Consider the following 25,959-nt stretch of genomic DNA (forward strand, 5'->3'; position numbering starts at 1 on the left):
TCTTGTAATACTACTTTAAAAGACATTATTTAAAAATAGCCCATAAACAAAATGAATATGGGCTATTTAAACCTAACTCAATTAAACTAACTCAACATGTATTAATAACCTGTATTTTGAACCATCTTAGTGTTATTAAACTCACTGTATGGTATTGGCATTGACTCGTTTTTATTAGCAGTAAAACCTTTAAAAGCTAATTTTGCAGCTGCTTCACCCGTACGTACTAAATCATACCAACGGTGTCCTTCACCGGCAAGTTCTAATCTTCTTTCATTCATAATTGCAGCCATAGAAACAGGAACTGATGGTAAACCAACTCTAGCTCTAACCGCATCAAGAAGCGCTTGAGCTCTTGCTCCACTTCCGTTTAAAGCTTCTGCTTCCATTAAATAAGTATCGGCCAAACGAATAATATAGGTATTAATAGAAAAATTCAAGAAAGGATTAGCCGCAGTAATATCACTGTTAACCGCTGCATATTTTATAAAATGATACCCTTTTTCGTTATAGCTATCTGTGTAAGTGATACGTCCAGCAGTTCTTTCGGCTGCTGCATCAAAAAGCGTCGATGCAAAACGAGGATCTGTTTTTAAAGCAGTTGCTAAGTCAGTCGTTGCAGTCATAAAACCCCAACCATTAATATAATCAGGTAATCCAGCGGCTTTTCCTGTTGCAGTTCTAGAGTAATCTCTCATTCCCATTAATTGAGAAGCCACATTTCCTTCGTCATTTCCTAACTCAAAATTCCCCCAATCAGCATTGGATTTATCCGAATAAGCAATTTCGAAAATAGACTCTGTATTAAATTTATTGATGTGATTCCATAAATCAGCAAAAGCAGGCATTAATTTATAACCATAACTACTTGTTGCTCCTGGAGTTCCATTTACTTTAGCAAATTCAACCGCAGCCTCTGTTTTTTTATTGTCATACAAATATATTTTTCCTAACAGTGCCGTTGCAGCTCCTCTTGAAAAACGTCCTGATTCCCCTTCGATAATAGTAATAGGTAAATCACCAATGGCTTCATTTAAGTCTTTTTCCATTTGGATGTAAACATCTTCCGGTTTTGCTTGCATTACATCTGGAACCTCATCTTTAGAGAGTGGCGCTAGAATTAAAGGAACATTTTTAAACATTCTAACAAGGTCAAAATAATAATAAGCACGTAAGGTTTTTACTTCGGCCATGAACCTTGCTTTCTTGGTTGCATCCATAGGGACATCAGGAAGTTTTTGGATCATGACATTACATCTAAAAACACCTTGATAATAATTTGACCAAATAGCTGGCGGAATATTAAACGGACTCACCGTATAGTTTGATGCTACCTGAAGACCGGGTTGATCTCCTGAATTACCTCCTCCCGCGTAAAAGTCATCTGAAGCAGAATTTAAGAATAACAACGGAGCAGTTTCCATTGAACCAGCAAACTTCCCTACTTTATCATAGGCTGCTACTAAACCAGAATAAGCTTCGGTCTCATTTCTATAAAAATTACTTTCTAATACTACTCCATCCCCTTTTACCTCTAATTTTTCGTCAGTATCACACGATCCAAGTGCTAATAACACTCCAACAGCGACGATTGATTGTTTAAAACTTATAAGTTTCATAATATCTTATTTTTAATTAAAATTGCAAATTAACTCCTAGCATGTACGATTTTGCTTGAGGATAATACCCTCTATCAACACCTTGTACATTGTCCATTCCAGCCGTGGTTGGCCCTCCAACTTCAGGATCAAAACCAGTATACTTAGTAATTGTGAAAAGATTTTCACCTGTGATGTAAAACCTCACTTTTTGTAAAGAAGCTTTGTTAACTAAATCTGAAGGAAGAGAATACCCTAGTTGGATTGTTTTGAATCTAAAGAAATCACCTTTCTGTAAATTAAAATCAGATGGATTACTAAAGTTTCTATTGGTATCATCAGTAGTCACTCTAGGGTAACTATTTGTAGATCCTTCACCAGTCCAGCGGCCTAAAACCTCTGTTTGGTAATTTGCATTTATGATATCTAGTCTTCTTAACCCTTGGTAAATTTTATTCCCTCCTGCTCCTTGACCAAAAACTAATAAATCAATTCCTTTGTAATCTAAATTTAGTGTAAGTCCGTATGTATATTTAGGCAACGATGTCCCTAGGAACGTTCTATCCTCACCACCGATCACACCATCTCCGTTTAAATCTTGCCAACGGAAATCCCCTGGCTTAGCATTTGGTTGAATTACAACTCCTGCGTCATTTTTATAAGAATCAATTTCAGCTTGATTTTGAAAAACACCATTGGTTTTAAAGCCGTAGAATGAATTGTAAGCTTGACCAACCTGTGTTCTATTAATTTCATAAGAACTAGATTGTACTGTTTCATCCCCTGCAATAAAATTAACCCCTTTGTCAAGATAGGTAATTTCATTTTTGATATAAGAGAAGTTACCATTAACAGCAAGGTTTAAAGCTCCTATTTTTTTACGGTATCCTAGCTCGACATCTATACCTTTATTTTCCATACTCGCAAGGTTTGCGTAAGAATCTCCTGTCGCACCCACATATCCAGGATTAGGTACTGGCATGATGATACCCTCTGTTTTTTTATTAAATAAATCAACAGTTAAATTGAAGTCGCGAAGAAAATTCATCTCAAATCCAATATTTGCTTGTTTGGTTTCTTCCCATTTTAAATCAGGATTAGGTAATGCGTTTGGACTTTGTCCTGGAATAGGAATTCCTCCAATGGTATAATTTCTCTTAATACCAACAGTTGAAATGTATAAGAAGTCAGGTGAAGAGTCATTTCCTGTAACTCCGTAACCACCTCTAATTTTTAAAGTGCTAACGGCACCATCAGTATTCCAAAATCCTTCTTTTGAAGGCACCCATCCTAATGAAACTGATGGAAACGTTCCGTACTTATTGTTTGGTCCAAAGCGAGTAGAACCATCACGACGAATAATTCCCGTGAAAATATATTTCTCCTTGAAATCATAATTTAATCTAGCAAAAATAGATTCAACTCTGTGTTCATAAGCTTGAGAGCTATATGCATTTGCAATTTTATCAGTAATAGGGATTTCAACATTAAAGGAAGCTTCACTATGAGTTGTTGCAGGTACACCTTGATACGTCACATCATTTCCTGAAGAAATATTATCTACGTAAGTACCTTTACCAAGTAAAACACTAAAGTTATGATCACCAAGTTTTTTAGTATAATTTAAAGTATTTTCCCAGTTCCAACTAAATGATTTTTGATACGATCTAAATAGTTCGTTCTTGTCTCTTTTTGTCGCACCATTTAAGAAAAATACTGGTGTGAAATTATCTGAACCGTAAAAAGCTAATTTTCCCCCTGCTGTAGATCTAAATTTCAAACCCGGTAAAACTTCTGCTTCAATAAAAATATTCCCCACAAAATTATCAGAGAAACTGTTATTACCCAATCTCGTTTTAGTATACGCTAATGGATTCGTGTTTTCCTGAGTTACAATTGTAGAAATTCCATAATAGTTTCCGTTCGCATCTCTAATCGCGTTTGGATTATTCTGATAAATTGCTTGGTTAGGGTTGGTTTCAATTATAGGTGTCAATGGATCCAAATTGATTGCCGAAGATAATGGTCCTCCAAACTCGTCATTTGTATTACCAATACCAATCGTTTTTTCATTAGAGTATCCTAATGTTTGTCCAATTTTAATATACTTTCCTAGTTTGTGATTGGAGTTTAAACGAATATTTTTTCTAGTATAGTTCGAAATTTCAGAAGTAACAATCCCTTCTTGATCTAATAATCCAAAAGACATATAAAATGTTGAAGCTTCGTTACCTCCACTGAAACTTAATTCATGAGAAGTACGTTGTGCACTATCATTAAATATAGCATCCTGCCAGTTCGTTCCTTTACCGTAGTTAGTGGTAGTAGAATAAGGTGCTGGTTTTCCTCCATTAGTATAAGCCTCATTCATGATTGTTGTGTACTGTGTTGCATCTAACAAATCAATTTTTTTAGCTGCTTGTGATACTCCAGTAAAACCAGTATAGTTAACACTTATTTTTCCTGATTTTCCTTTTTTAGTAGTTACTAGGATTACCCCTGCAGCTGCTCGAGATCCATAAATCGCTCCTGAGGCACCATCTTTTAAAACTTCAATAGATTCAATATCAGACTGATTTAAATATCCTATACCTCCATTATCTATGATAACACCATCAACAACCCATAAAGGATCATTATTATTTAACGTTGTAAATCCACGAATACGAATAGTAGACGCTGATCCTGGTTGCCCAGCATTTGCAGCTATCGAAACTCCTGAAACTCTACCTTGTAATGCCTGTTCTACTCTAGTGATAGGCAAACTCTCTAAATCTTTAGCTTTAACACTAGATATCGATCCTGTTACCACACTTTTCTTTTGAGTACCATAACCTACAACCACTACCTCATTTAGATTTTGAGATTCTGATGTTAATTGTACTTTAACTGATGTACGCTTATTAATAGGTTCTTGAACGGTACCGTATCCAATAAAGCTAATTAGAAGCACGCCGTTTGAAGGAGCAAGAATCTGAAACTTTCCGTCAAAATCAGAAGTTGTAGACTTATTTGTTCCTTTCAATAATACAGATGCCCCTGGTATTGGCATCCCACTTTCATCATTTACTATACCACTAACAGATACATCTTGCGCTTGCGCTATAACTGAGAATAGTAACGATGAAAAACAAAAAATAAGTGATTTTATTAATTTCATTTTTCTAAAAATTTTGGTTAATTAATTAGTAATTTAATGCTAAAGTATCTATATTATTTTGATATTGGTATTTTAAATTACTTACAAAAACACATCATTTTGATTTTTAACACCTTACAAAAACACATCAAAAAAATTATAAACACCTTAAAGTCAATATTATATAATCAAAAAAACACTGTTACAAAAATGTTAATAAATAAAAATAAACACTACATTTATATTTTATTAACTATTTAACTTATAAATGCAACAAATGTTGCATTTAGTTCGTGTTTCATAATTTTAAAAACATCATTTCACTTATATAAATATGAAATTAATTATTAAAAAATTCTTACTATTATTAAGTGTATTTAGCCTTTTATCTGCAAAAAGTCAAGTAAAAAACATTGGTCTACCTGATATTAAAAACTATAAACGTACAGTATACAACGCCGGAACTCAAAACTGGAATATTGATCAAGATAAAAATGGTATTATTTACTTTGCGAATAATGAAGGCTTAGTTCAATTTAATGGAACTAGCTGGAAAAATTATCAACTTCCAAATAAATCTGTTATTAGAAGTTTAAAAGTGGACAAGCTGGGTGTGATCTATGTGGGAGGCAACAATGAATTTGGCTATTTTAAACCCAACAGTAAAGGAAAATTAGTATATCAATCATTATCCAGTAAACTTAATACTGAGGATAAGAAAGATATCAACTTGATATGGCGTGTTCACCTTTACAATGAAACAATCATTTTTCAGTCATTTACCAAAATTTTTATTTTCGAAAATAATAAATGTACTACTATAAATGCGCTCACAAAATTCCAGTTTTCATTTGTACTTAACAACAAACTTTACGTTCAAGACAAAACAGAAGGTGTTTTAGAATTACGTGCTGGAAAATTATATCCTATAGCTGGAACTAAATATTTTAACGGAACCGAAATTTGGTCTATGCTCCAACTAAGTCAAGAACGCTTTCTAATTATGACTCTTGAAAAAGGCCTTTTTATATATGAAGACGGAAAAGTAACTCCTTGGAATACCGAAGCAAATAATTTCGTCTTAAAAAACACCTCTTTGGGAGGGATAATTATCGATAAAAAATTCATAGTACTAAATACTGTTTTAAACGGAATCGCTATTTGTGATTTAAACGGCAAAATAACACAACATCTTAACCACAATAAAGGAATCCAGAACAACACTATATTAACCTCCTTTATTGATGACCAAAAAAACCTATGGCTAGGTCTCGACAATGGTATTAGTTTTATCAACATTAATTCGCCTTTTACCTTTTTTGATTATAGCTATAACCTCAGCACTGTTTACTCATCTGTAGTATTTGAGAATAACTTATACATTGCCACAAATCAAGGCTTGTTTTATCATCCTTGGGATAAAGACTTCAAAGACGAACCGTTTAAACTCGTCCCAGGAACAAACGCACAAGCTTGGAATATACAAGTATTTGACACTATTTTATTGTGTGCCAGTAATAGAGGCGCACTAGTTATCAATAATAAAACGGCAACTAAACTAGATCCTAATGGGTATTTTGGCTTTAGAGCAATCCCCAATAAGCCCAGTTACATCCTAGGCCTCAGTTATACTGGTTTTAGCATTTTCAAAAAAGAAAACGGAAAACTCATTTTAGTAAACCATGTAAAAGGATTTAATGAAATCATAAATAGTTTTGAAATAGAACTCGATAATGATTTTATATGGCTTCATATGGAACAGTATATTTATCAAATAAAACTAACCGCTGATTTATCCGAAATTGAGACCATAACAAAACACCATAAAATTAGCAATGCTATTCCTGGCATAAAAAGTCTCCAAAAAATTAATAACAAAGTTTACTTTCAATCACAAAATCAATTTTACAGATACTCAAAGGAGCAGGAAATATTTTTTAAAGACAAACAAATGACGGCGCTTTTTAAAAAGGTACCACTAATTAGTTCCATTAAAGAAGATTCTCATGGCAATTTATGGTACACTTATAATGAGTCATTAGGCGTTTTGAAGAAAAATTACGCAAAAAAATATACTAATAGCGTTGCTCCTTTTGCCAATCTAAAAGGAAGTTTGGTTAAAAACTTTGTTTCGATTAATACTGTTGATTCTAAAAATATCTTTATAGGACTCATAGACGGATTAGCACATTATGACTCTGAAATATCCAGTAAGTATATTTCGAAACCACGGGTATTTATTACTAACTTTTCATACCCTGGAGAAAGTATCAATACCAACTATACTAACAACCAAACAACCGAATATACGATTCCCTATCGCTCTAATCATGTAAAATTTTCTTTCTCCTCACCCACTTATGAAAACCAAGAAAACGTTAAGTACAGTTACAAACTGGTTCCTTTTGAAACTGAATGGCATCCATGGACAACGTTATCTATAAAAGAATATACAAATTTGAAAGAAGGGGCTTATACGATGGAAATTAAAGCCAAAAATGGCTACGGAATAGCATCAAACGTAGCTTCATTAGAATTTGAAATTGCACCACCATGGTATCGCCATTATTTCGCTTACATTTTTTACGTAGTATTACTGATTAGTTTATTTATAATTACATCTAACCAGATAAAGCTAAAAATAAGAAAGAACAAATATTACGAAACTATTGAACAACGCCGTTTATATCTTGAAAAAGAGGCCAAAATTAGGCATGAGCAACATGAATTAGAAAAAGAAATTGAAAAACTCAAAAATGACAAGTTACAAATTCAGATTTTATCTAAAGACAAAGAACTAGTAAACAACTCACTACAAGTCGCTAAGAAAAACAAAGTCCTTAACGGTATCATTCATAAACTGAAAGAAATTGATAACAACCAATTAGACGAAGCAACTAAATTTCAAGTTACAAAGCTTAACAAAAGTATTGTCAAAGAGGTAAACAATGACAAAAGCTGGAAAGATTTAGAAAAACACATTAAAAACGTGCACTTTGAATTCTTAAAACGCCTTAAAGAAAAGCATCCTACAATTTCACCTAGAGAATTAGATTTATCTACCTACCTACTAATGAATATGTCTACCAAAGAAATTGTTGAGATTATGAACATTTCTTCTGGTGGCGTAGAATTAGCCCGTTACAGACTACGTAAAAAATTAGAACTTAATAAAAAAGAAAATCTTACGGGCTATTTAATGAGTATTTAATAATGCTGAATATCTTATTTTTAATCCAAAAAAAAGGGTTTGACATTATTGTCAAACCCTTTTTTACATATTTTAAATAAAACTAAATTAAGCTTCTTTATTAGCCAATTGTCCACAAGCGGCATCAATATCTTTCCCTCTACTCCTTCTTACTTTGACTACAATTCCGCTAGCTTCCAGAGCCTTTATGTAAGCGTTTGTAGCTTCTTCAGAGGCTTGTTGAAACTCACCATCATCAATTGGATTGTATTCGATTAAGTTTACCTTACATGGGACGTATTTACAAAACTTTACTAAGGCATCAACTGATTCTTTATTGTCATTGATTCCTTTCCAAACTACGTACTCATAAGAAATTTTTGATTTGGTTTTTCTATACCAATATTCTAATGACTCTCTTAAATCGGCCAAAGGAAAATTAGCACTAAAAGGCATGATTCGAGCACGTATTTCATCTATAGCCGAATGCAATGATACCGCTAGTTTGAATTTTACATCATCATCAGCAAGCTTCTTAATCATTTTAGGTACTCCTGATGTGGAAACCATAATACGTTTAGGCGACATTCCTAATCCTTCTTCAGAAGTAATCATTTCAATCGCTTTTAATACATTATTGTAATTCATCAATGGTTCACCCATTCCCATGAAAACAATATTAGAAAGCGGATGATTGTGATACAAACGACTTTCCTTATCTATAGCTATCACCTGATCATAAATTTCGGCAGGTTCTAAGTTTCGCATTCTTTTTAATCGTGCTGTAGCGCAAAAGTTGCAATCTAAACTACAACCTACTTGACTAGAAACACAAGCTGTTGTTCTTGTATTAGTAGGAATCAATACTGACTCAACCACTAAACCATCATGTAAGCGAACGGCGTTTTTTACTGTACCGTCTTCAGATCTTTGCATGGTATCTACTTTAATGTGATTGATCACAAAATTTTGTTCCAGCATGGCACGCGTTTCTTTAGAAATATTTGTCATATCCTCAAAACTGTGCGCTCCTTTACTCCACAACCACTCATATACTTGATTTCCACGAAAGGCTTTGTCTCCACTGGTTACAAAAAATTCGCGTAAATCTTCTTTTGATACTGCTCGTATGTCTTTTTTCTCCATTTGCATGGTACAAATTTAATGACTATTTCTTGATTTGTTGTTTTGATATTTTAATAACTTTGACAAAAATTAAAAAAATGCATTTCATTTCAACCGAATTAGAAGATTATATCGAGCAACACTCCGAAAAGGAACCCGAATTACTAGCTGCACTTAATAAAGAAACCTACCAGAAAATTTTATTACCCCGAATGTTAAGTGGCCATTTTCAAGGTCGGGTTTTAAGTATGTTGGCAAAATTGATTCGCCCAATGAATATTCTTGAGATTGGTACTTACACAGGATACTCTGCTTTGTGTTTGTGTGAAGGAATGCAAGATGGTGGGCAGTTACATACAATTGACATCAAAGAAGAACTAATCGATTTTCAGCGCAAGCATTTTGATAAATCGTCTTGGGGCAAACAAATTACGCAGCACCTAGGAGAAGCAACTGCTATTATCCCCACACTTGATGTGAAATTTGACTTGGTTTTTATTGATGCTGATAAAGAGAATTACATCAATTATTTTGAAATGATTGTTCCAAAAATGAATAAAGGTGGAATTATCCTCTCTGATAACGTTTTATGGAGCGGAAAAGTGCTAGAACCTTTAAACCCGAAAGACATTAGTACTAAAATATTATTAGAATACAATGCATTACTAAAAAACGACCCTCGAGTTGAAACGGTATTATTACCTATTCGTGACGGATTGACCGTTAGTAGGGTATTGTAGTGTTTGAAAGCACTTTATAAATTACTTGTAAAAGTAGCACCCTACGTAATTAGCCCTGATAGTAGTAAAAATCCTTGTGCTTGAAAATGGATTTTTTTCTAAACAAAAAAGAGCGACTGAAAGAAGCTCCTTTATTGTTATTGAAAAAACCTTTTTCAAGTATAAGATTGTAACGTATAGCAGGAATAGCTTTTAAATAGTTGTATTTATAGAAGCAAGTGGAAAGTATTTTTGTTGTAATTTTCTATATATTTTATAAGCTAAATATCCTGAAATAGCGCCAAAAGTGTAGCCCGTAACAATATCTATTGGGTAATGCAATCCTAAATAAATGCGGCTGTAAGCAAAGATTAACGGCCATAGAAATAACAAATAAGCATGTTTATAGTACTGCTTTATAGTATTAAAAATAAGTACAGTCACAGCCATACTTGTTGTAGCGTGACCAGAGAAAAAACTAAAAGAGCCTCTAGACTGAACTATACGCATCACATCCTTTATGTCAGGATTATTACAAGGTCTTAATCGCTGAAAACCATTTTTAAACAGGTTAGTTACTTGATCTGTAAAAGTGATTAATATAGCTATCGAAAGTAGTAAATACAGTGTTTGTTTTGTTCCTAATTTTTTATAAATTAAGTATAATAAAACAAGAAATAATGGTGTCCAGTTAGCTTGACTAGTAATCAATAACCATATACCGTCATAGGTTTTTGAGCCTAAACCATTAAGAAAAAGAAACAATTCTGTATCTAATGATAATAATTTATCAATCATTACATGCTGCGTTTTATAGGTCCTGTAGCTTCTTCAATATCTTCTTTGACTTTATTAGCCTGAACAATTGAATCTCCTATAAGGTCTTGTTTTACTTTGGTGATTTCGTTATTGATATTTCCAGTCATATCAGAAAGCGATTTAGCATCTAAACCGTTTGCCTCTACTCCTTTTTGGATCTCGCTCTTAATATCATTTGTTGCATTCTTTAATTGCGCCATAGCTTTCCCCATAGTACGCGCCATTTCTGGAACTTTATCCGCTCCAAAAAGCATAAGTACAATAAACATGATAAAAACTAACTCTCCTCCTCCTATGCCAAACATATTTTTACTTTTTTATTGTTGCAAAGATATTAAATTTAGATTCCTTGTGATTTAAATTAATCATAAAAAAAAGACTCTGTTACGAGTCTTTTTTTTATAGCAAATTGTTTTAATCAAACTTAGATTTCACAGCCTCTTTTGGCCAAGTGTTATTAGTCACATCAATATCTGCAGTTTCTAATTTAGGATCTATTTGAATTTTCTTAATTGCTTTTTCTGTAGCGTAAACTTTCTTAGCTGTTTCATTGCTTTTTCTCCAGATTTGTGCAGGATATTTAAAGTTCTCAACAGTACCATCTTCATAAGTAAGCTCAACAAGGATAGGCATAATCATACCACCTGGCTTATTGAACTCTACTTCGTAGAAATATTTAGGTGATTTCAAACTTCCTTTTTCTTCTTTAGAAAGCGTGCTTACATAATCAGAAAGTAGTTTAACTTCTTCAATTTTTAATGCTTTTTTGTCTTTTGAACTCAATTCAGCATTATCTCCTTCTACTAAATAAACAAACGGTCCCGTTTCTACACCAAAACGACCTCTTCTTACTTTAGCATTTTTCAATGCCGCAGTAGGCGTTTCAGTCACATAGTATTGTTTTACATTACTAATTCCGATATCTACAAAATCAGTTGAGTAAAACCAACCTCTAAAAAACCAATCTAAATCAACCCCAGATGCATCTTCCATTGTTCTAAAGAAATCTTCTGGCGTAGGATGTTTGAATTTCCAACGGTTTGCATATACTTTAAAAGCATGGTCAAACAATTCTCTACCCATAATAGTCTCTCTTAAAATATTAAGACCTGTTGCCGGTTTTCCATAAGCATTATTTCCAAATTGGATAATCCCTTCAGAATTAGACATGATAGGCTCTAAATATTTTTGATCACCACTCATATAAGGTACAATGTTTTTAGCCGGCCCTCTACGAGAAGGAAAATTTGTTCCCAATTCGTCTTCAGCCATAAATTCCATGAACGAATTCAAACCTTCATCCATCCAAGTCCATTGACGTTCATCAGAGTTTACAATCATAGGGAAAAAGTTGTGCCCTACCTCATGAATTACTACGCCAATCATTCCGTTTTTAATTTGTTCGCTAGTCACTCCGTTTTCGTCAGGACGACCAAAGTTCCAACAAATCATTGGATACTCCATTCCTTGATCAGCTGCTGATACAGAAACTGCTTTTGGATAAGGATAATCAAATGTGTGTGATGAATAACTTTTTAATGTATGTGCCACCATCATAGTAGATGTTTCTCCCCATAATGGATTTGCTTCTTTAGGATATACAGAAGCTGCCATTACTACTTTATCATTTAATTTAACTGCCATAGCATCATAAATAAACTTTCTAGAAGTAGCAATACCAAAATCTCTAACATTTTTAGCACTAAATTTCCAAGTTTTCTTTTTAGTAGAGAACCCTTTTTCAGCTGCTTCAGCTTCTTCTTGTGTTACGATTACTACTGGTTTATCAAAAGACTTTTGAGCCAACTCATATCTTTTAACCTGTGCTGGAGTAAATACTTCGCTTCTGTTTGTTAACTCTCCTGTTGCTTCCATAACGTGGTCAGCAGGAACAGTAATATTTACATCAAAGTTTCCAAAAGGTAAAGCAAATTCTCCACCACCCCAAAACTGCATATTCTGCCATCCTTCAACGTCATTGTACACTGCCATTCTTGGGTAGAATTGTGCAATTACATACAATCTATTGTTCTCTTTTTCAAATAATTCATAACCTGAACGACCACCTTCTAACTGGTAGTTATTAATATTATACCACCATTTAATAGAGAAAGAGATTGTTGCTCCAGGTTTCATTGGCGTAGCTAAATTGATACGCATCATGGTATGATTAATAGTATAAGACAAAGGAGCACCTTTTACATCTTTTACATACTCGATATTAAAACCACGTTCAAGATCTTGTTTTAAAAACTTATTAGTAAAGTTGCTTGCAGGAAAAGTTTGTTCCATTCGATCACTATCAGCTAATGGAGACTCAGAATCCTTTGCAGCTTGATTTTGATCTAACTGCACCCATAAATATTCAAGAGAATCTGGTGAATTATTATAATAAGTAATGGTTTCAGAACCACTTAGTTTTGCGTTTTTATCGTCTAACTCTACATCAATCTTATAATCTGCTTGTTGTTGATAATAAGCTGGACCTGGCGCTCCAGAGGCTGTACGAAACATATTAGGCGTTGCTAATAAATCGTACATTTGACTAAACTTATTAGTGTCGTACTTCCCTGATTGTTTTGGAGCAACTGTTGTTGCCTTTTCTTGCGCTAACATTAGCACAGGAAAAAGAAATAAGAGTGTAATTTTCTTCATGGTTAGGTTTCAAGTTATTTAAGTGTGTGAAAATAACTTATTTCAGCAAAACACCAATAACCAATTAGAACTTTAACACATAATTTGTTGCAGATTCTGTAAAAAGATAGCTTTGTTTGTCTCCTAAACCCGTAAAATGTGTAATGTTTTGCTGTTCTACGTCTAAATCTATTAAAACAGCATTGTAGGTTTCTAAACTTTTTACCTTCTTAATATCCCTAATATTCAAGTAACATATAATTACATCGCTTTCTATTTCTTTACTTAAATAGTTCATAGGCTCAAACTCCCCATTAACTTTAAGTCGGAATTTTTCTGATAAATATTTTTGCATTAAAACAATATCTTCAGGAGTTTCTTTTGCTGTTCCTAAGTGTGTTATTTTCTTATATTTTTTCTCTAACACTTTATTCAAATCATCTACAAAAATCCTCGTAGTGATCTCTAACATTTTTTTCTCTGGAGCATAGTTTATTTGGTAAATTCCCATGTAGAATTTATGCGCACTAAAGGCTGTTAATGTCAATAAAAAAAAAGTTGTTAAAACGTAAATAGTTATTTTTTTCATTTTTCAAAAGTACTAATTCTTTTAAATTCTTTGTTTTTTGAAATTAAAAAATCCAATAATAAAAAACGATCTTCTGGTTTTAGATAGTTTCTAGAGTCGGTATCATTTGACGTGTATAATAAAAACAAATCGATTTCGTCTTTATTTAATTTTAAGTCTCTTTCAAAAAATATTGGATCAAAATTGATTTTTACATATTGAGAAAATGCAATATCGCTAAGCACTTCGTCTTTATCCTCAGGTTTCTTTTTTAATATTTTTTTAATTTCTTTAAATATTCTTACAAAATCTGTACCATCTGTTATGGTACCATCTGAAGGCATTACTTGATTTTTAGGAGATGATTTTGCATCGTCAAAATATTTAGTATCCACAAAACGTTGCGAGTTACCACTTAATCCATTTACTTTTAATCGATTTGAAATAACTACTTCTTGTAACTCATTATTAGCCACATTAAGCTTAACTATAAAAAGTGATGCTTGGCAATTGCCCACAGTCAACACTAGTTTTTTAGGCTCGAAAGTTAAACTAGAAAATATTAAGACATCCTTTGGCTTAGCCAAAATATCAAAAAAACCATTTGCTTTTATAAATGTTCTTTTTTCAGAGGTAACATTAATTACGTAACCGCTTTCTAATTGTATTGAATCATTAACAACCTGACCATGTAGTAGCTTTCGATCATCTGTTTGACTAAAACTAAACTGAAAACACAGCAACACAACAAGAACCTTAACTACCTTTTTCATCTTTATTTATTTTTTTATATTTCTCAGCCAAAATACCTATTAGGAATTTAGCCAATGTTTTATTTTTAGACTCTATCGCCGATACAAATGTAGTATCCTCAACACAGTAATACTGAAAACCACTAATGTAATCTGCAGGAATTTTTAATTGATCTATATAAAATTCATCCTCAAAAAGATATACTAGTCGGTTTAAAGCTGTTTGCTTTGCCTCCACCACAATTACCTTTTTTAGCATGGCTTTCCTACCAGAAATAGTATTTAACAGTCCGTCAATTCCATTACCTGATGTTGCCGTGTATAATTTTCGTTCTGCTTGCGTATATTTCTTTTGTCCATACGGAATAATCCCAAGGCTTTCAGCAGTAATACTAGAGGGCTCTGCAATAATAACTTCATCTAGCGGAATACTCTTATAATTCATTTGGATTTTTAACTCTCCTAAAACGATATCATTTGCGGCAATAGTTTTACGTAAAGTTACGAGATTTACCGCAGTAAACACTAGTAAATCGCCTTCTTTTACCATAATATTAAATTGCCCCACTTCATTTGAAGTCGTACTTAAATTCAATGTTTGATTAACCACATTGACCTGCCCCATATAATCACTATTAACCATGATACTCCCTCTCAACGTTTTAGAAATATCTATTTGACTATACATCGATTGACATACTAGCAATAAAAAAAGCAGTACCGTATTATTTATCCTCACAAGAAATGTTTTGTTTGTATTTATTTGCCAAGTCTATGATCATGAATCGCAGCATTGCCGTTTCTCCTTTTTCTAATTCTTTAGCAAATGTATTGTTTTCAATAACATAAACCTTAAATCCCGAAACATACTGTGTACAAATCCCTAATTCATTAACATAGAAGCTTTCACTGTAATAACCACTTAACTTCTCGATATTACTACCTTTTTTCTCAGCTACTATTTGCTTTTTCACTCGCTTTGTACGACCGTTTATTTTATTTATCAAAGGATCTAAAGGCATTGATCCAGCTAGTAAACCAAGTAACATAATGGGCTTGAAATCACCTGTCGTTTGCAGCCGTCTTTCTGCTTGGGTATATTTTTTTTGATCTTTTGAAACAATTCCTAGTGACACCTCATTTATTACATTATCATTTGTAACCACAACCTCATTTAACACAGTAGCTTTTGAAGTCATTTTTATCGAAATAAAATCAGAAGCATCAAATTTATCTAGCACTTTATAATCATAATCGTGAATATTAACACCACTAAAAACAATCAAATCTCCTGATTGAGCTGCTATAGCAAAGACTCCTTGATCATCACAATACGTATTTTGTCTCTGTGTGACATTAACGATTCTAATTGCTTGTTTATAGCCATTATCTACCTTAACTACACCTTTAAGCATCGTTATTTGCTTTACTTGACTCACAGTGATATGCGAAATAAGCAAAACTAGAAGATAGATATTACTTCTCTTGATTGGCAATAATAACTTTATATTTAGTTGCTAATTCGCTCAATAAAAATTCAATCGTGGTTATATTTTTTGTTTTTAAAACCTTAGTAAACTTATCATTTTCTACTGCATAATAAAGAAATCCTTTTACGTAAGCTGTTGGAATATGTAATTTATTAGTATAATGATTTTGATCAAACATTCGATCTAGCATTGCCATAAAGATTTCTTTCTTCTCATTTGCCAGTTCTTTTTTCAACATTGCTGATCTTCCAGAAATTAAATTAAAAATAGGATCTGCAGATATTGAACCACCAGCCATTAAACTAGGACTTGCACTTGCAGTAGGATCTAATGACGTTGCTCCTTTTAACCTACGTTCAGCTGGAGTATACGTTCTTTGACCTGCAGGGACAATCCCTAAAGCCACTGCATTAATATTATTGTAAGTTCTAATTATCACCTCATTCAACTGATTCATAATAGGATTCATTTTTACATAAAGCAAACCGTTACTAAAAGCCTCATCTGTCAAAACTATACGAACACTTTTATATTGCATTGCCGAAAACAATAGCGTTTCACCCAGAGCAGCTTTAATAGTAAAATCGCCATCTTCATTAGTAATGGTCGCTTCCTCCGTATTCGTATTAATTACATAAACTCCACCAACATTTATATTTACATCACTAACATTTCCTTTCACTACTCCATATCCCACTTCTTGCGAAAAAGCATTAGCCGTAAGCAACATAAAAAAAACAAACCCTAACTTAACCATACTATATTGTGAAATTAATTACTGATAATTCGTAAAAGTATCCTAATGTGTTCCAAATTAATTACTAATAAGGTGGTAAATTAATGTTAATAAAAAAATTCAAGACGGTGATAATGTGCTGTGATTTTATACCTTTAACCGAAAAAATTTCTACAAAAATGAAAAATATAATTATTGCAAGTACTTCCACAATACATGGCGGAGCGTATTTAGAATACATCTTACCTGAATTAAGCAGCCACTTTAAAGACTGCAAAACTGTACTTTTCATACCCTATGCAAGACCTAGCGGCATTAGTCACGATGAGTACACTGCTAAGGCAGCTGCGGCTTTCGCCAAAATTAATATTGCCATCAAAGGCATTCACGAATTTGAAGATACCGCTGAAGCTATAAAAAATGCCGAAGGGATATTTACCGGTGGCGGCAATACTTTTTTACTCGTAACACAATTGTATCAAAACAAGATCATGTCTGCATTATCTGAAACGATAAAAAACGGCACTCCATATTTAGGAACAAGCGCAGGAAGCGTAATTTGCGGTTTAAGCATGCAAAATACAAATGACATGCCTATTATCTATCCGCCCAGTTTTCAAACACTAGCAGTGATTCCGTTCAACATCAACGCACACTACCTTGATCCAGACACACAGTCAAAACACATGGGTGAAACCCGCGAGACAAGATTAAAAGAATTCCACGTTTTTAATTCAATACCAGTACTAGGATTGCGCGAAGGAAGTTGGCTGGAAGTAAGAAACAACAAAATAATTATAAAAGGAGGATTACAAGCGCGACTTTTTATGCCAAACGAAGCCCCATTAGAAATAGATAATAATAGTGACATAACAGACCTAAAATAAAAAAAGCCGAAACAAATAAATGTTTCGGCTTTTTTTTAAGAGCGAAAGACGAGGCTCGAACTCGCGACAACCAGCTTGGAAGGCTGGAGCTCTACCAACTGAGCTACTTTCGCATTAACAGGGTGCAAATATAAAGAATAATTTTATTTTAAACCAAATATTTTTGAATAAAAAATAAAAAAAATTACACAACACCTTCTATAAATAACAAAACCGAAACATTGCTGTTTCGGCTTCTCTAAGAGCGAAAGACGAGGCTCGAACTCGCGACAACCAGCTTGGAAGGCTGGAGCTCTACCAACTGAGCTACTTTCGCATTACTGTGGTGCAAATATAGAGAATAAAAACAGTTTGAAACAAGTTTTTTTTGAAAAAAATTTACATTAAAATCACTTTAATTTCTAATCATTTTAAAATTAAAAGATTACACCAAAACTTTTTTTAATTATTTCATAAAAACATCTTACAAAAGTCCTTTTTTTGGCCTGATTGCACAATGAAAAGTCACTTTCTAACAATATAAAAATAGTTTAAAAGCAATAATTATTAATGCTTATTATAGAAACCAGTAAATAACCACCTTCTAAAAACCAAAAAAGCCAGTCATAATTAATTATGATTGGCTTTTTTGACTTAATACAATAAGAAAATCTGTTTACGAAACTAATCTCGATGTTACTTTATACCCGTTAGAAGGATAGTAAATAAATAAACATGACTTATCTTTTATTGTTCTTATAATTTCATTTGTCAATGCTAAAGGAATGGCTGGACAACCTAAGCTTCTTCCTAAGCGCTTATTGTTTCTAATAAAACTTTGAGAAACATAATCAGCACCATGAATAACAACTGCTCTGTCTCTTGCATTACTATTGATTCCTTTTTCTAAACCATCAAGTCGCAATGACTTTCCATGCTTACCTATATATATTTCTCCTGTAGCATAAAAACCTAAACTACTTTTAAAAGAAGAGGAGATGTTAGAAAAGCTTGTAGCAAACTCATCACCAGTATTTTTACCGTGAGCAACTAATGTGTTAAATAAAATGGTATTTGATGAAAGATCAATCACCCAAAGTCTGTTAGTGTTTGACGACATACTAAAATCAATCACCGTCAAGATGTCTTTACTTATAAGACCTTTTTCTTTTAATTGATTAAAACCCTTTAAGGCTTCAGTAAAAACAGTCAATTTAGGCAATGAAAACTCATTTGGATTTAATTTTTCGTAAACTAACTCTTCACGCGTTTCTTTTACATCTTTAGTAGCTAATGCATATTCTCTTACTTTCGGCTTTGAACTCTTTGCTTCAACGGTTAGCAAATTAGAAATGAACACTAAAACAAGCATCACAACTATTGCAGGAATAAATTTGTACTTCATTGATTATAATTAGGTTAAATAAAAGATTGGGGTTGCAAAACTATAAAATTTATTCATAATACTGTAACATAAATAGTTAAAATTAAACAATCGGCGTATTTGTAAGTAAATAAACACACCAAAAACACTTATTGCTTGCAGGTTTTATTTATTATGTTATTTTTGTCTACCCAAGTCCTTAAAATTTATGTCAAAATCCTACTATTACGCCACAATCATTGTTTATTTCTTTGTATTAAACGCTTTTTCACAAAAAAAAGTATTAACAGCAAATCCTACAGCTGACGGAATTGCTGTAGATGCAAAGTTCAACGATAAAACTTGGGCAAATAATAATGATATCGCTACAGACTTTATCATGTTTGAACCTGATAACGGAAAACCTATTAGCACAAATAAAAGAACCGAAGTCAAAGTTTCTTATGACAATGATGCCATTTATATCTTGGCATTACTTTATGATGACGAACCCAACAAAATTCAGCGAGAAATTACAAAAAGAGATGTTTTTGGTGTCTCTGATCATTTTTCAGTGGCTATTAATGGTTTTAATGATGGCCAACAAGACTTTCGCTTTTATGTGAGCGCCGCTGGTGTACAAATGGATTGCATTGCTACCGAAGCCGCAGAAGATTATACCTGGGACGCAATCTGGGATAGCGAAGTTGCCATAACCAATTTTGGGTGGGTTGTAGAAATGAAAATCCCCTATGCTGCTTTGCGTTTCTCTAATGCTCAAAAACAAACCTGGGGAATCAATTTTAAAAGAGAGATAAAAAGAGACGTTCAAACCTATACCTGGAACCACGTTGATACAAAAATTGGCGCGGTAATCACCCAAGCTGGAATACTTGAAGGCATTGAAAATATAAAAACCCCTACCCGATTATTCTTTATTCCATATACCTCAGCGTATTATCAAGAAGATGATTTGGCTTCGGATAGAACATTTAAAGCTGGTCTCGACATTAAATACGGAATCAATGATTCTTTTACCCTTGATGCTATTTTAGTGCCAGATTTTGGTCAAACAAAATTTGATAACGCCATTTTATACTTGGATCCTTTTGAACAAAAATTAGAAGAAAATCGTCCTTTTTTTACTGAAGGAACGAACTTATTCAACATAGGAAACTTATTTTACTCTAGAAGAATAGGCGGATTCCCAACTAGAGAACCAGTACCCGAAGCAAACGAAGAAATAACTAAATATCCTAGTACTGTAAATTTATTAAATGCTGTAAAAGTATCTGGAAGAACAGAGAATGGACTAGGAATTGGTTTTTTGAATGCCATTACTGAAAAAACGTATGCTACACTTGAAAGCAGCACGATTAACGGCGAAAATGAAGTCATCAAGAAAACACGAAAAGAAGCCATTGAACCTTTGACAAATTACAATGTACTCGTGCTCGACCAGCGTTTCAATGGAAATTCTTCGGTTTCATTTGTAAATACAAACACCACACGTAATGGAGATTTTAGAGACGCTAATGCTACTGCACTTGTTTTTGATTTAAGTACAAAAGCAAATACGTATAATCTTTATGGTGATTTTAAATACAGTACAGTAAATGACATTCAAAGTTATAATGGTTTTAAAACAGCTTTAAATTTTGCTAAAACTAGTGGACAATACCGCTACACCGTTTCTGGAAAATACATTTCAAGTGACTATGACATCAATGATCTTGGTTTGGTTTTCTACACTAATTATCATAATGCTTTCGCCAATGGTAGCTACAGAATCTTAAATCCAACTAAATATTTCAACACCTTTAAAGTAGAACAAGAGTTCAATTTAGAATTGCAAAACACTACAGGAAAAATGCAAGAAGTTTGGTATAAAACACTTATCAAAGCACGCTCTAAGAAAAACCACTACATGGAATTTTCGCTTGTCATCAATCCATTTGAAACGTATGACTTTTACGAACCTCGCGTTGCTGGAAGGTATTTACAAATTCCAAAACGCTTTTCATCTTACTTTGGTGTAGAGTTCAACCGCAATAATGCTTTTACTTTTGATTTCACACCAAGTATTGCTGTCTTTGATCAAGACAACAGAATAACTTACGGAATCGCAGTAGGGCCTAAATACCGTTTCAACGACAAATTCTCGCTTTATTTAGTTATGGATTACTCGAAGAAAAAAAATGATCGCGGATGGGTAGGTTTTGATGATACCGGAATCGTTATTGGACAAAGAGATCGAGAAATTCTTCAAAATGACCTAACAGGTAAATACGCCTTGAATAATAAAATGACCATCAATTTAACCGCTCGTTATTATTGGTCGTATTCTGATAATAAAAACTTTTTTAGTTTACAAGATGACGGTACCGTAATTGACAATCCCACCTTTGATTTAAACAAGAATAGAAATTTTAATTCTTGGAACCTCGATCTTTCTTACTCATGGTGGTTTGCTCCAGGAAGTGAGCTGTCATTATTGTATAGAAATTATTCTCAAGAAAGTAAAAGCATTGTGGAACGCAACTTAGGTGCTAACCTTAAAAATGTATTCAATAGCAATCAAACGAATATCCTATCCATTAGTGTGCGCTACTTTATTGATTACAACCGAATCAAAAATAAATTTTAATTAATTTAAGAAAACTGTAACAGAACAGCCATAAATGAGTCTATTGATGTAAACATAACAGCTAAATTACCAATAATGGTTTTTAAATGTTTTTTTTTTACAAATTATTATAAAATCAATCGGGTTTATGAAGCAGTTTTTTTCCATTCTATTTTTATTTATTTTTTGCTTTGGCTACAGCCAAAAGAAAACATTACAAACTAAAAAATTAACTAGTGAGAACATCACTATTGATGGAAAGTTTGACGAAGAAATATGGAAAACTACTCCAGAAGCTACCGACTTTATTATGTTTCAGCCCGACAACGGAAAAGTCATTCCTGAGAACAAAAAAACTATAATTAAAGTACTATACGACAACGATGCAATCTACATCGCTGCAAAAATGTTTGATAACGAACCGGATAAAATTCTTAGAGAAATATCTCAAAGAGATGATTTTGGGACTTCAGATTTATTTGGTGCTTTTATAAATGGTTTTAATGACGGCCAGCAAGACTTTCAATTTTATGTAAATGCTGCTGATGGTCAAGCCGATTGTATCACCACAGATGCTAATGGCGAGGATTATTCATGGGATGCTGTCTGGAAAAGTAAAGCTTTAATAACTGATTTTGGGTGGACAGTTGAAATGCGAATTCCCTATGCTGCAATACGTTTCTCAGGTGAAAACAAACAAACTTGGGGACTTAATTTTTTTAGAGAAATACGACGTGACCGTCAAAAATTTACTTGGAATTTTATAGATTCTAAAATAGGAACTTTTACACAACAAGCCGGAATTCTAGAAGGAATTGAAAACATAAAACCCCCTACTCGGTTGTTCTTAATGCCTTATTCCTCTTTTTACATCAATGCAAATTCACAACAAAAAACAATAGGTACATTAAAAGGCGGACTCGATATAAAGTACGGTATTAATGATGCTTTTACACTTGATGCGATCTTAATTCCTGATTTTGGACAAACAAAATACGACGACCAAATCTTAAATCTAGGACCGTTTGAACAGCAGTTTAACGAGAACCGATCCTTCTTTACTGAAGGAACCGATCTTTTTAGCAAAGGGAACCTTTTATATTCAAGAAGAATTGGCGGCAAGCCCATCAATAGACCTCAAATTACTAACGACGAAACAATTACTGACAACCCCGCAAACGTTAACCTTATCAATGCGTTAAAAATTTCAGGAAGAACAAAAGGTGGATTGGGTATTGGAATTTTAAATGCCGTTACCGAGAAAACCTATGCAACAATAGAAAACAAAATAACTAACGAAACTAGAAAGCAAGAACTACAACCACTATCTAACTACAATGTTTTAGTATTAGACCAGCGCTTTCGCAAAAACTCTTCCGTATCATTCATCAATACTAATGTAAGTAGAAACGGTAGTTTTCGCGATGCAAACGTTTCGGCTTTAGCATGGGATTTAAACACCAAAAAGAACACTTACAACCTTTCAGGAGATTTTAAATATAGTTACATTAACTATCTAGAAGACAAACACGGTATAGCCACTACATTTAATTTTGCTGAAACTAGTGGAAATTACAGGTACAGTTTTGGAGGCGATTTAGTAACTAAAGAATATGATAATAATGACCTAGGTATTAATTTTGAAACGAATTATTATAGCATTTATGGAAATGCAAATTACCGTATTTTAAACCCAACAAAATATTTTAACTCTTTTAAACTTTCTACTAATTTATACACCCAGTTCCATAAAGAAACAGGCAAATTACAATCAAATAGCATTAATATAAATGTAAACTTAGACACTAAAAAAAATCATTACGTAGGCTTTGGCGTAAACTTGAACCCACAAGAAACTTATGATTTTTATGAGGCTAGAACAGCTGAAGATTATCTTATTTTTCCAAAAAACTACAACGCTTGGGTTTACATATCCACGAATTACAACTATAGATTTGCACTTGATTTTAATCCATCATACGCTATTTTTAATGAGACAAAAAGACGCACTTATGAGTTTTCATTAGGTCCTAGATACCGTTTTAATGATAAGTTCTCTATGAACTACAACTTTGAATTTCAACGTCGTAACAACAATAAAGGATATATTGATAGTATTGACGATGATTTGAACAGCGCAACTCCTGATGCTATTATTTTTGCTAATAGAAACGTGGTTACTTATGGAAATACGCTTTCGGGCAAATACTCCATCAGTAGTAAAATGAACTTTAATTTAGCCGTACGCCAATACTGGTCCTTTGCTGAGAATAAAAACTACCTTTCACTACAGAAAAATGGCCGTCTAACTGATTATATAAATTACACAGACAATAAAGATTCTAGTTTCTACTCTTGGAACTTTGATTTATCCTATTCATGGTGGTTTGCTCCTGGCAGTCAAGTTTCTGTGTTATATAGAAATAATGCGGCTAATTTTGAAAGAAATATCAATAAAGACTTTGACAAAAATGTTACTTCATTATTAAATAATGATGCCCTTAGTCATGCCTTTTCTATAAGTGTAAAATACTTTATTGACTATAATAGCTTGAAAAGTAAATCGTAACCTGCATTAATTTTAAAAAAAGGACGCTTCTGTAAATAAATCGTTAGAATTTTAAACGGTTCACTTCTTAATACGTAATTGTCATTTTGAAGCTTACATAAGATTTTGAAAACCGTTATCTTTGTTTAAAACAATATCGATATGAACAAGAAAGTGATACTAATGATCTTGGACGGTTGGGGGAAATCTCCTGACCCAAAAGTTTCTGCTATAGACAATGCCTCCATACCTTTTATAAATAGCTTATATAAAAATTATCCCAGCGCTCAACTTAGAACGGACGGTTTACACGTAGGACTTCCTGAAGGACAAATGGGAAACAGCGAAGTAGGACACATGAACCTAGGTGCTGGAAGAATTGTTTATCAGGATTTAGCTAAAATTAATTTGGCTGTAGCCAATAATACATTAGCAAAAGAGCAAGTTCTTAAAGACGCTTTCCAATTTGCTAAAGACAATAATAAAAAAGTACATTTTTTAGGATTAGTTTCTGACGGCGGAGTACATTCACACACTTCTCATTTACGAGGGTTGATTGATGCTACACAAGATTACGGATTAGAAAAAGTTTTCATACACGCATTCACTGATGGTCGTGATGTAGATCCTAAGTCAGGTAAAAAATACATTTTAGATTTAGAAAACTATATTGCAGGTACTTCAGTAAAACTAGCCACTGTTATAGGTCGTTACTATGCAATGGATAGAGACAAACGCTGGGAAAGAGTAAAACTAGCTTATGATTTAATGGTAAACGGCCAAGGAACTCACTCAAAAAATGCCATTGTAAGCATTGAGCAAAATTACCAAAACGAAGTCACTGATGAGTTTATTCATCCTATCGTAATGGTTGATGATGAAGACAAGCCAGTAGCTACAATTGAAGATGGCGATGTAGTTATTTTCTTCAATTTTAGAACTGACCGCGGTAGAGAACTTACTGAAGCCTTATCACAAACAGACTTTCATGAGCAAAACATGCACAAACTGAACTTGTATTATGTGACGTTGACTAACTATGACGAAACCTACAAGAATGTAAAAGTGGTATATAACAAAGATAATATTACTGAAACGCTAGGTGAAGTTTTAGAGAAAAACAATAAAACGCAAATCAGAATTGCTGAAACAGAGAAATACCCTCACGTTACTTTCTTCTTTTCTGGAGGAAGAGAAATTCCGTTTAGAGGAGAGCACAGAATTTTAAGAAACTCACCCAAAGTGGCCACTTATGATTTGCAGCCCGAAATGAGCGCCTTTGAACTTACAGATGCCCTAATCCCCGAATTAGAAAAAGAAAACGTGGACTTTGTATGCCTGAACTTTGCTAATGGAGATATGGTAGGCCATACCGGAATGATGGATGCCGCTATAAAAGCTTGCGAAGCAGTAGACAAATGTGTAGAAAGAGTAATTACCACTGCACTAGCACATAATTATACTACAATTGTTATTGCCGATCATGGTAATTGCGAAACAATGATTAATCCTGATGGTAGTCCTAATACGGCACACACGACTAATCCAGTTCCGTTTATATTAATAGACAAGGACATTAAAGAAATTCACGATGGAGTACTTGGAGACATTGCACCTACAATTCTAGAATTAATGGGTGTCGAAAAACCAGCCGTTATGACACAGCATTCATTGTTATAATCCGTTTAAACAATACATTTTTAAAAGGCTATTCTACTCGAATAGCCTTTTTTTTTGAATAAAAACAATAATAATTTCGTTTTTGATAGTATTACTATTATATTTG

General features: G+C 33.2%; 18 protein-coding genes and 2 tRNA genes. 6 read left to right on the plus strand and 14 right to left on the minus strand.

The window, feature by feature from the left end:
• Positions 1-101 precede the first annotated feature (101 nt).
• Both HNP99_RS00930 and HNP99_RS00935 read right to left on the minus strand, forming a co-directional pair.
• A complete protein-coding gene (locus tag HNP99_RS00930) occupies positions 102-1,619 on the minus strand; it encodes a RagB/SusD family nutrient uptake outer membrane protein (RefSeq protein ID WP_173850344.1) in 1,518 nt (505 codons plus the stop codon).
• 16 nt (positions 1,620-1,635) lie between these two features.
• Complete coding sequence (locus tag HNP99_RS00935) at positions 1,636-4,758, minus strand: SusC/RagA family TonB-linked outer membrane protein (RefSeq protein ID WP_173850346.1); 3,123 nt, start codon at positions 4,756-4,758, stop codon at positions 1,636-1,638.
• Between the two features lie 313 nt (positions 4,759-5,071).
• On the opposite strand from HNP99_RS00935, the gene HNP99_RS00940 reads away from it, so the two are divergent.
• Entirely contained in the window at positions 5,072-7,948 is a 2,877-nt protein-coding gene (locus tag HNP99_RS00940; protein WP_173850349.1) for a triple tyrosine motif-containing protein, read from the plus strand.
• Between the two features lie 87 nt (positions 7,949-8,035).
• Here HNP99_RS00940 and rlmN read toward each other — a convergent pair whose 3' ends face one another.
• Positions 8,036-9,079, minus strand: a complete 1,044-nt coding sequence (gene rlmN, locus HNP99_RS00945) for a dual-specificity RNA methyltransferase RlmN (RefSeq protein ID WP_173850351.1) — start codon at positions 9,077-9,079, stop codon at positions 8,036-8,038.
• A 71-nt stretch (positions 9,080-9,150) separates the two neighbouring features.
• Here rlmN and HNP99_RS00950 point away from each other — a divergent pair, with 71 nt between their 5' ends.
• A complete protein-coding gene (locus HNP99_RS00950) occupies positions 9,151-9,792 on the plus strand; it encodes an O-methyltransferase (RefSeq protein ID WP_173850353.1) in 642 nt (213 codons plus the stop codon).
• A 192-nt stretch (positions 9,793-9,984) separates the two neighbouring features.
• On the opposite strand, the gene HNP99_RS00955 is transcribed toward HNP99_RS00950, so the two are convergent.
• The 8 genes from HNP99_RS00955 to HNP99_RS00990 all read right to left on the minus strand — a co-directional run bounded on the left by HNP99_RS00955 (position 9,985) and on the right by HNP99_RS00990 (position 16,791).
• Positions 9,985-10,569, minus strand: coding sequence for a phosphatase PAP2 family protein (locus HNP99_RS00955; RefSeq protein ID WP_173850356.1), 585 nt, complete (start codon positions 10,567-10,569; stop codon positions 9,985-9,987).
• A complete protein-coding gene (locus HNP99_RS00960) occupies positions 10,569-10,895 on the minus strand; it encodes a Sec-independent protein translocase subunit TatA/TatB (protein ID WP_173850358.1) in 327 nt (108 codons plus the stop codon). Before HNP99_RS00960 ends, HNP99_RS00955 begins: the two co-directional genes overlap by 1 nt.
• A gap of 109 nt (positions 10,896-11,004) precedes the next feature.
• Positions 11,005-13,245 carry a M1 family metallopeptidase gene (locus HNP99_RS00965; RefSeq protein ID WP_173850360.1) on the minus strand — a complete coding sequence of 747 codons (2,241 nt, stop codon included), beginning with the start codon at positions 13,243-13,245 and terminating at the stop codon, positions 11,005-11,007.
• 64 nt (positions 13,246-13,309) lie between these two features.
• Positions 13,310-13,813, minus strand: a complete 504-nt coding sequence (locus HNP99_RS00970; protein ID WP_173850362.1) for a DUF6702 family protein — start codon at positions 13,811-13,813, stop codon at positions 13,310-13,312.
• A complete protein-coding gene (locus HNP99_RS00975) occupies positions 13,810-14,565 on the minus strand; it encodes a hypothetical protein (RefSeq protein ID WP_173850363.1) in 756 nt (251 codons plus the stop codon). The genes HNP99_RS00970 and HNP99_RS00975 overlap by 4 nt, the downstream gene beginning before the upstream one ends.
• Positions 14,549-15,232 carry a hypothetical protein gene (locus HNP99_RS00980; RefSeq protein WP_217424374.1) on the minus strand — a complete coding sequence of 228 codons (684 nt, stop codon included), beginning with the start codon at positions 15,230-15,232 and terminating at the stop codon, positions 14,549-14,551. The genes HNP99_RS00975 and HNP99_RS00980 overlap by 17 nt, the downstream gene beginning before the upstream one ends.
• A gap of 37 nt (positions 15,233-15,269) precedes the next feature.
• Entirely contained in the window at positions 15,270-15,959 is a 690-nt protein-coding gene (locus tag HNP99_RS00985; protein ID WP_173850365.1) for a hypothetical protein, read from the minus strand.
• A gap of 61 nt (positions 15,960-16,020) precedes the next feature.
• On the minus strand, positions 16,021-16,791 hold the full coding sequence (locus HNP99_RS00990; RefSeq protein ID WP_173850366.1) for a carboxypeptidase-like regulatory domain-containing protein: 771 nt from the start codon (positions 16,789-16,791) through the stop codon (positions 16,021-16,023).
• Positions 16,792-16,949: 158 nt separating this feature from the next.
• On the opposite strand from HNP99_RS00990, the gene pepE reads away from it, so the two are divergent.
• A complete protein-coding gene (gene pepE / locus HNP99_RS00995; RefSeq protein WP_173850367.1) occupies positions 16,950-17,657 on the plus strand; it encodes a dipeptidase PepE in 708 nt (235 codons plus the stop codon).
• 40 nt (positions 17,658-17,697) lie between these two features.
• Here the strand turns inward: pepE and HNP99_RS01000 are convergent.
• From HNP99_RS01000 to HNP99_RS01010, 3 genes are all read right to left on the minus strand, one after another.
• A tRNA-Gly gene (locus HNP99_RS01000) sits at positions 17,698-17,770 on the minus strand.
• A gap of 130 nt (positions 17,771-17,900) precedes the next feature.
• Positions 17,901-17,973, minus strand: a tRNA-Gly gene (locus HNP99_RS01005).
• Positions 17,974-18,312: 339 nt separating this feature from the next.
• Positions 18,313-19,041, minus strand: a complete 729-nt coding sequence (locus HNP99_RS01010) for a murein L,D-transpeptidase catalytic domain family protein (RefSeq protein WP_173850368.1) — start codon at positions 19,039-19,041, stop codon at positions 18,313-18,315.
• Between the two features lie 187 nt (positions 19,042-19,228).
• Between HNP99_RS01010 and HNP99_RS01015 the strand changes: the two genes are divergently transcribed.
• The 3 genes from HNP99_RS01015 (at position 19,229) to gpmI (ending at position 25,853) form a co-directional block, all read left to right on the plus strand.
• Positions 19,229-21,646, plus strand: coding sequence for a DUF5916 domain-containing protein (locus HNP99_RS01015; protein WP_173850369.1), 2,418 nt, complete (start codon positions 19,229-19,231; stop codon positions 21,644-21,646).
• A 127-nt stretch (positions 21,647-21,773) separates the two neighbouring features.
• Positions 21,774-24,194 (plus strand): DUF5916 domain-containing protein, encoded by a 2,421-nt coding sequence (locus HNP99_RS01020; RefSeq protein WP_173850370.1) that lies wholly within the window; start codon positions 21,774-21,776, stop codon positions 24,192-24,194.
• Between the two features lie 141 nt (positions 24,195-24,335).
• Positions 24,336-25,853 carry a 2,3-bisphosphoglycerate-independent phosphoglycerate mutase gene (gpmI, locus tag HNP99_RS01025; protein WP_173850371.1) on the plus strand — a complete coding sequence of 506 codons (1,518 nt, stop codon included), beginning with the start codon at positions 24,336-24,338 and terminating at the stop codon, positions 25,851-25,853.
• Positions 25,854-25,959: the final 106 nt, after the last annotated feature.

Origin of the sequence: Flavobacterium gelidicaeli, from assembly GCF_013294005.1 — a bacterium.
Taxonomy (GTDB): Bacteria; Bacteroidota; Bacteroidia; order Flavobacteriales; family Flavobacteriaceae; genus Flavobacterium.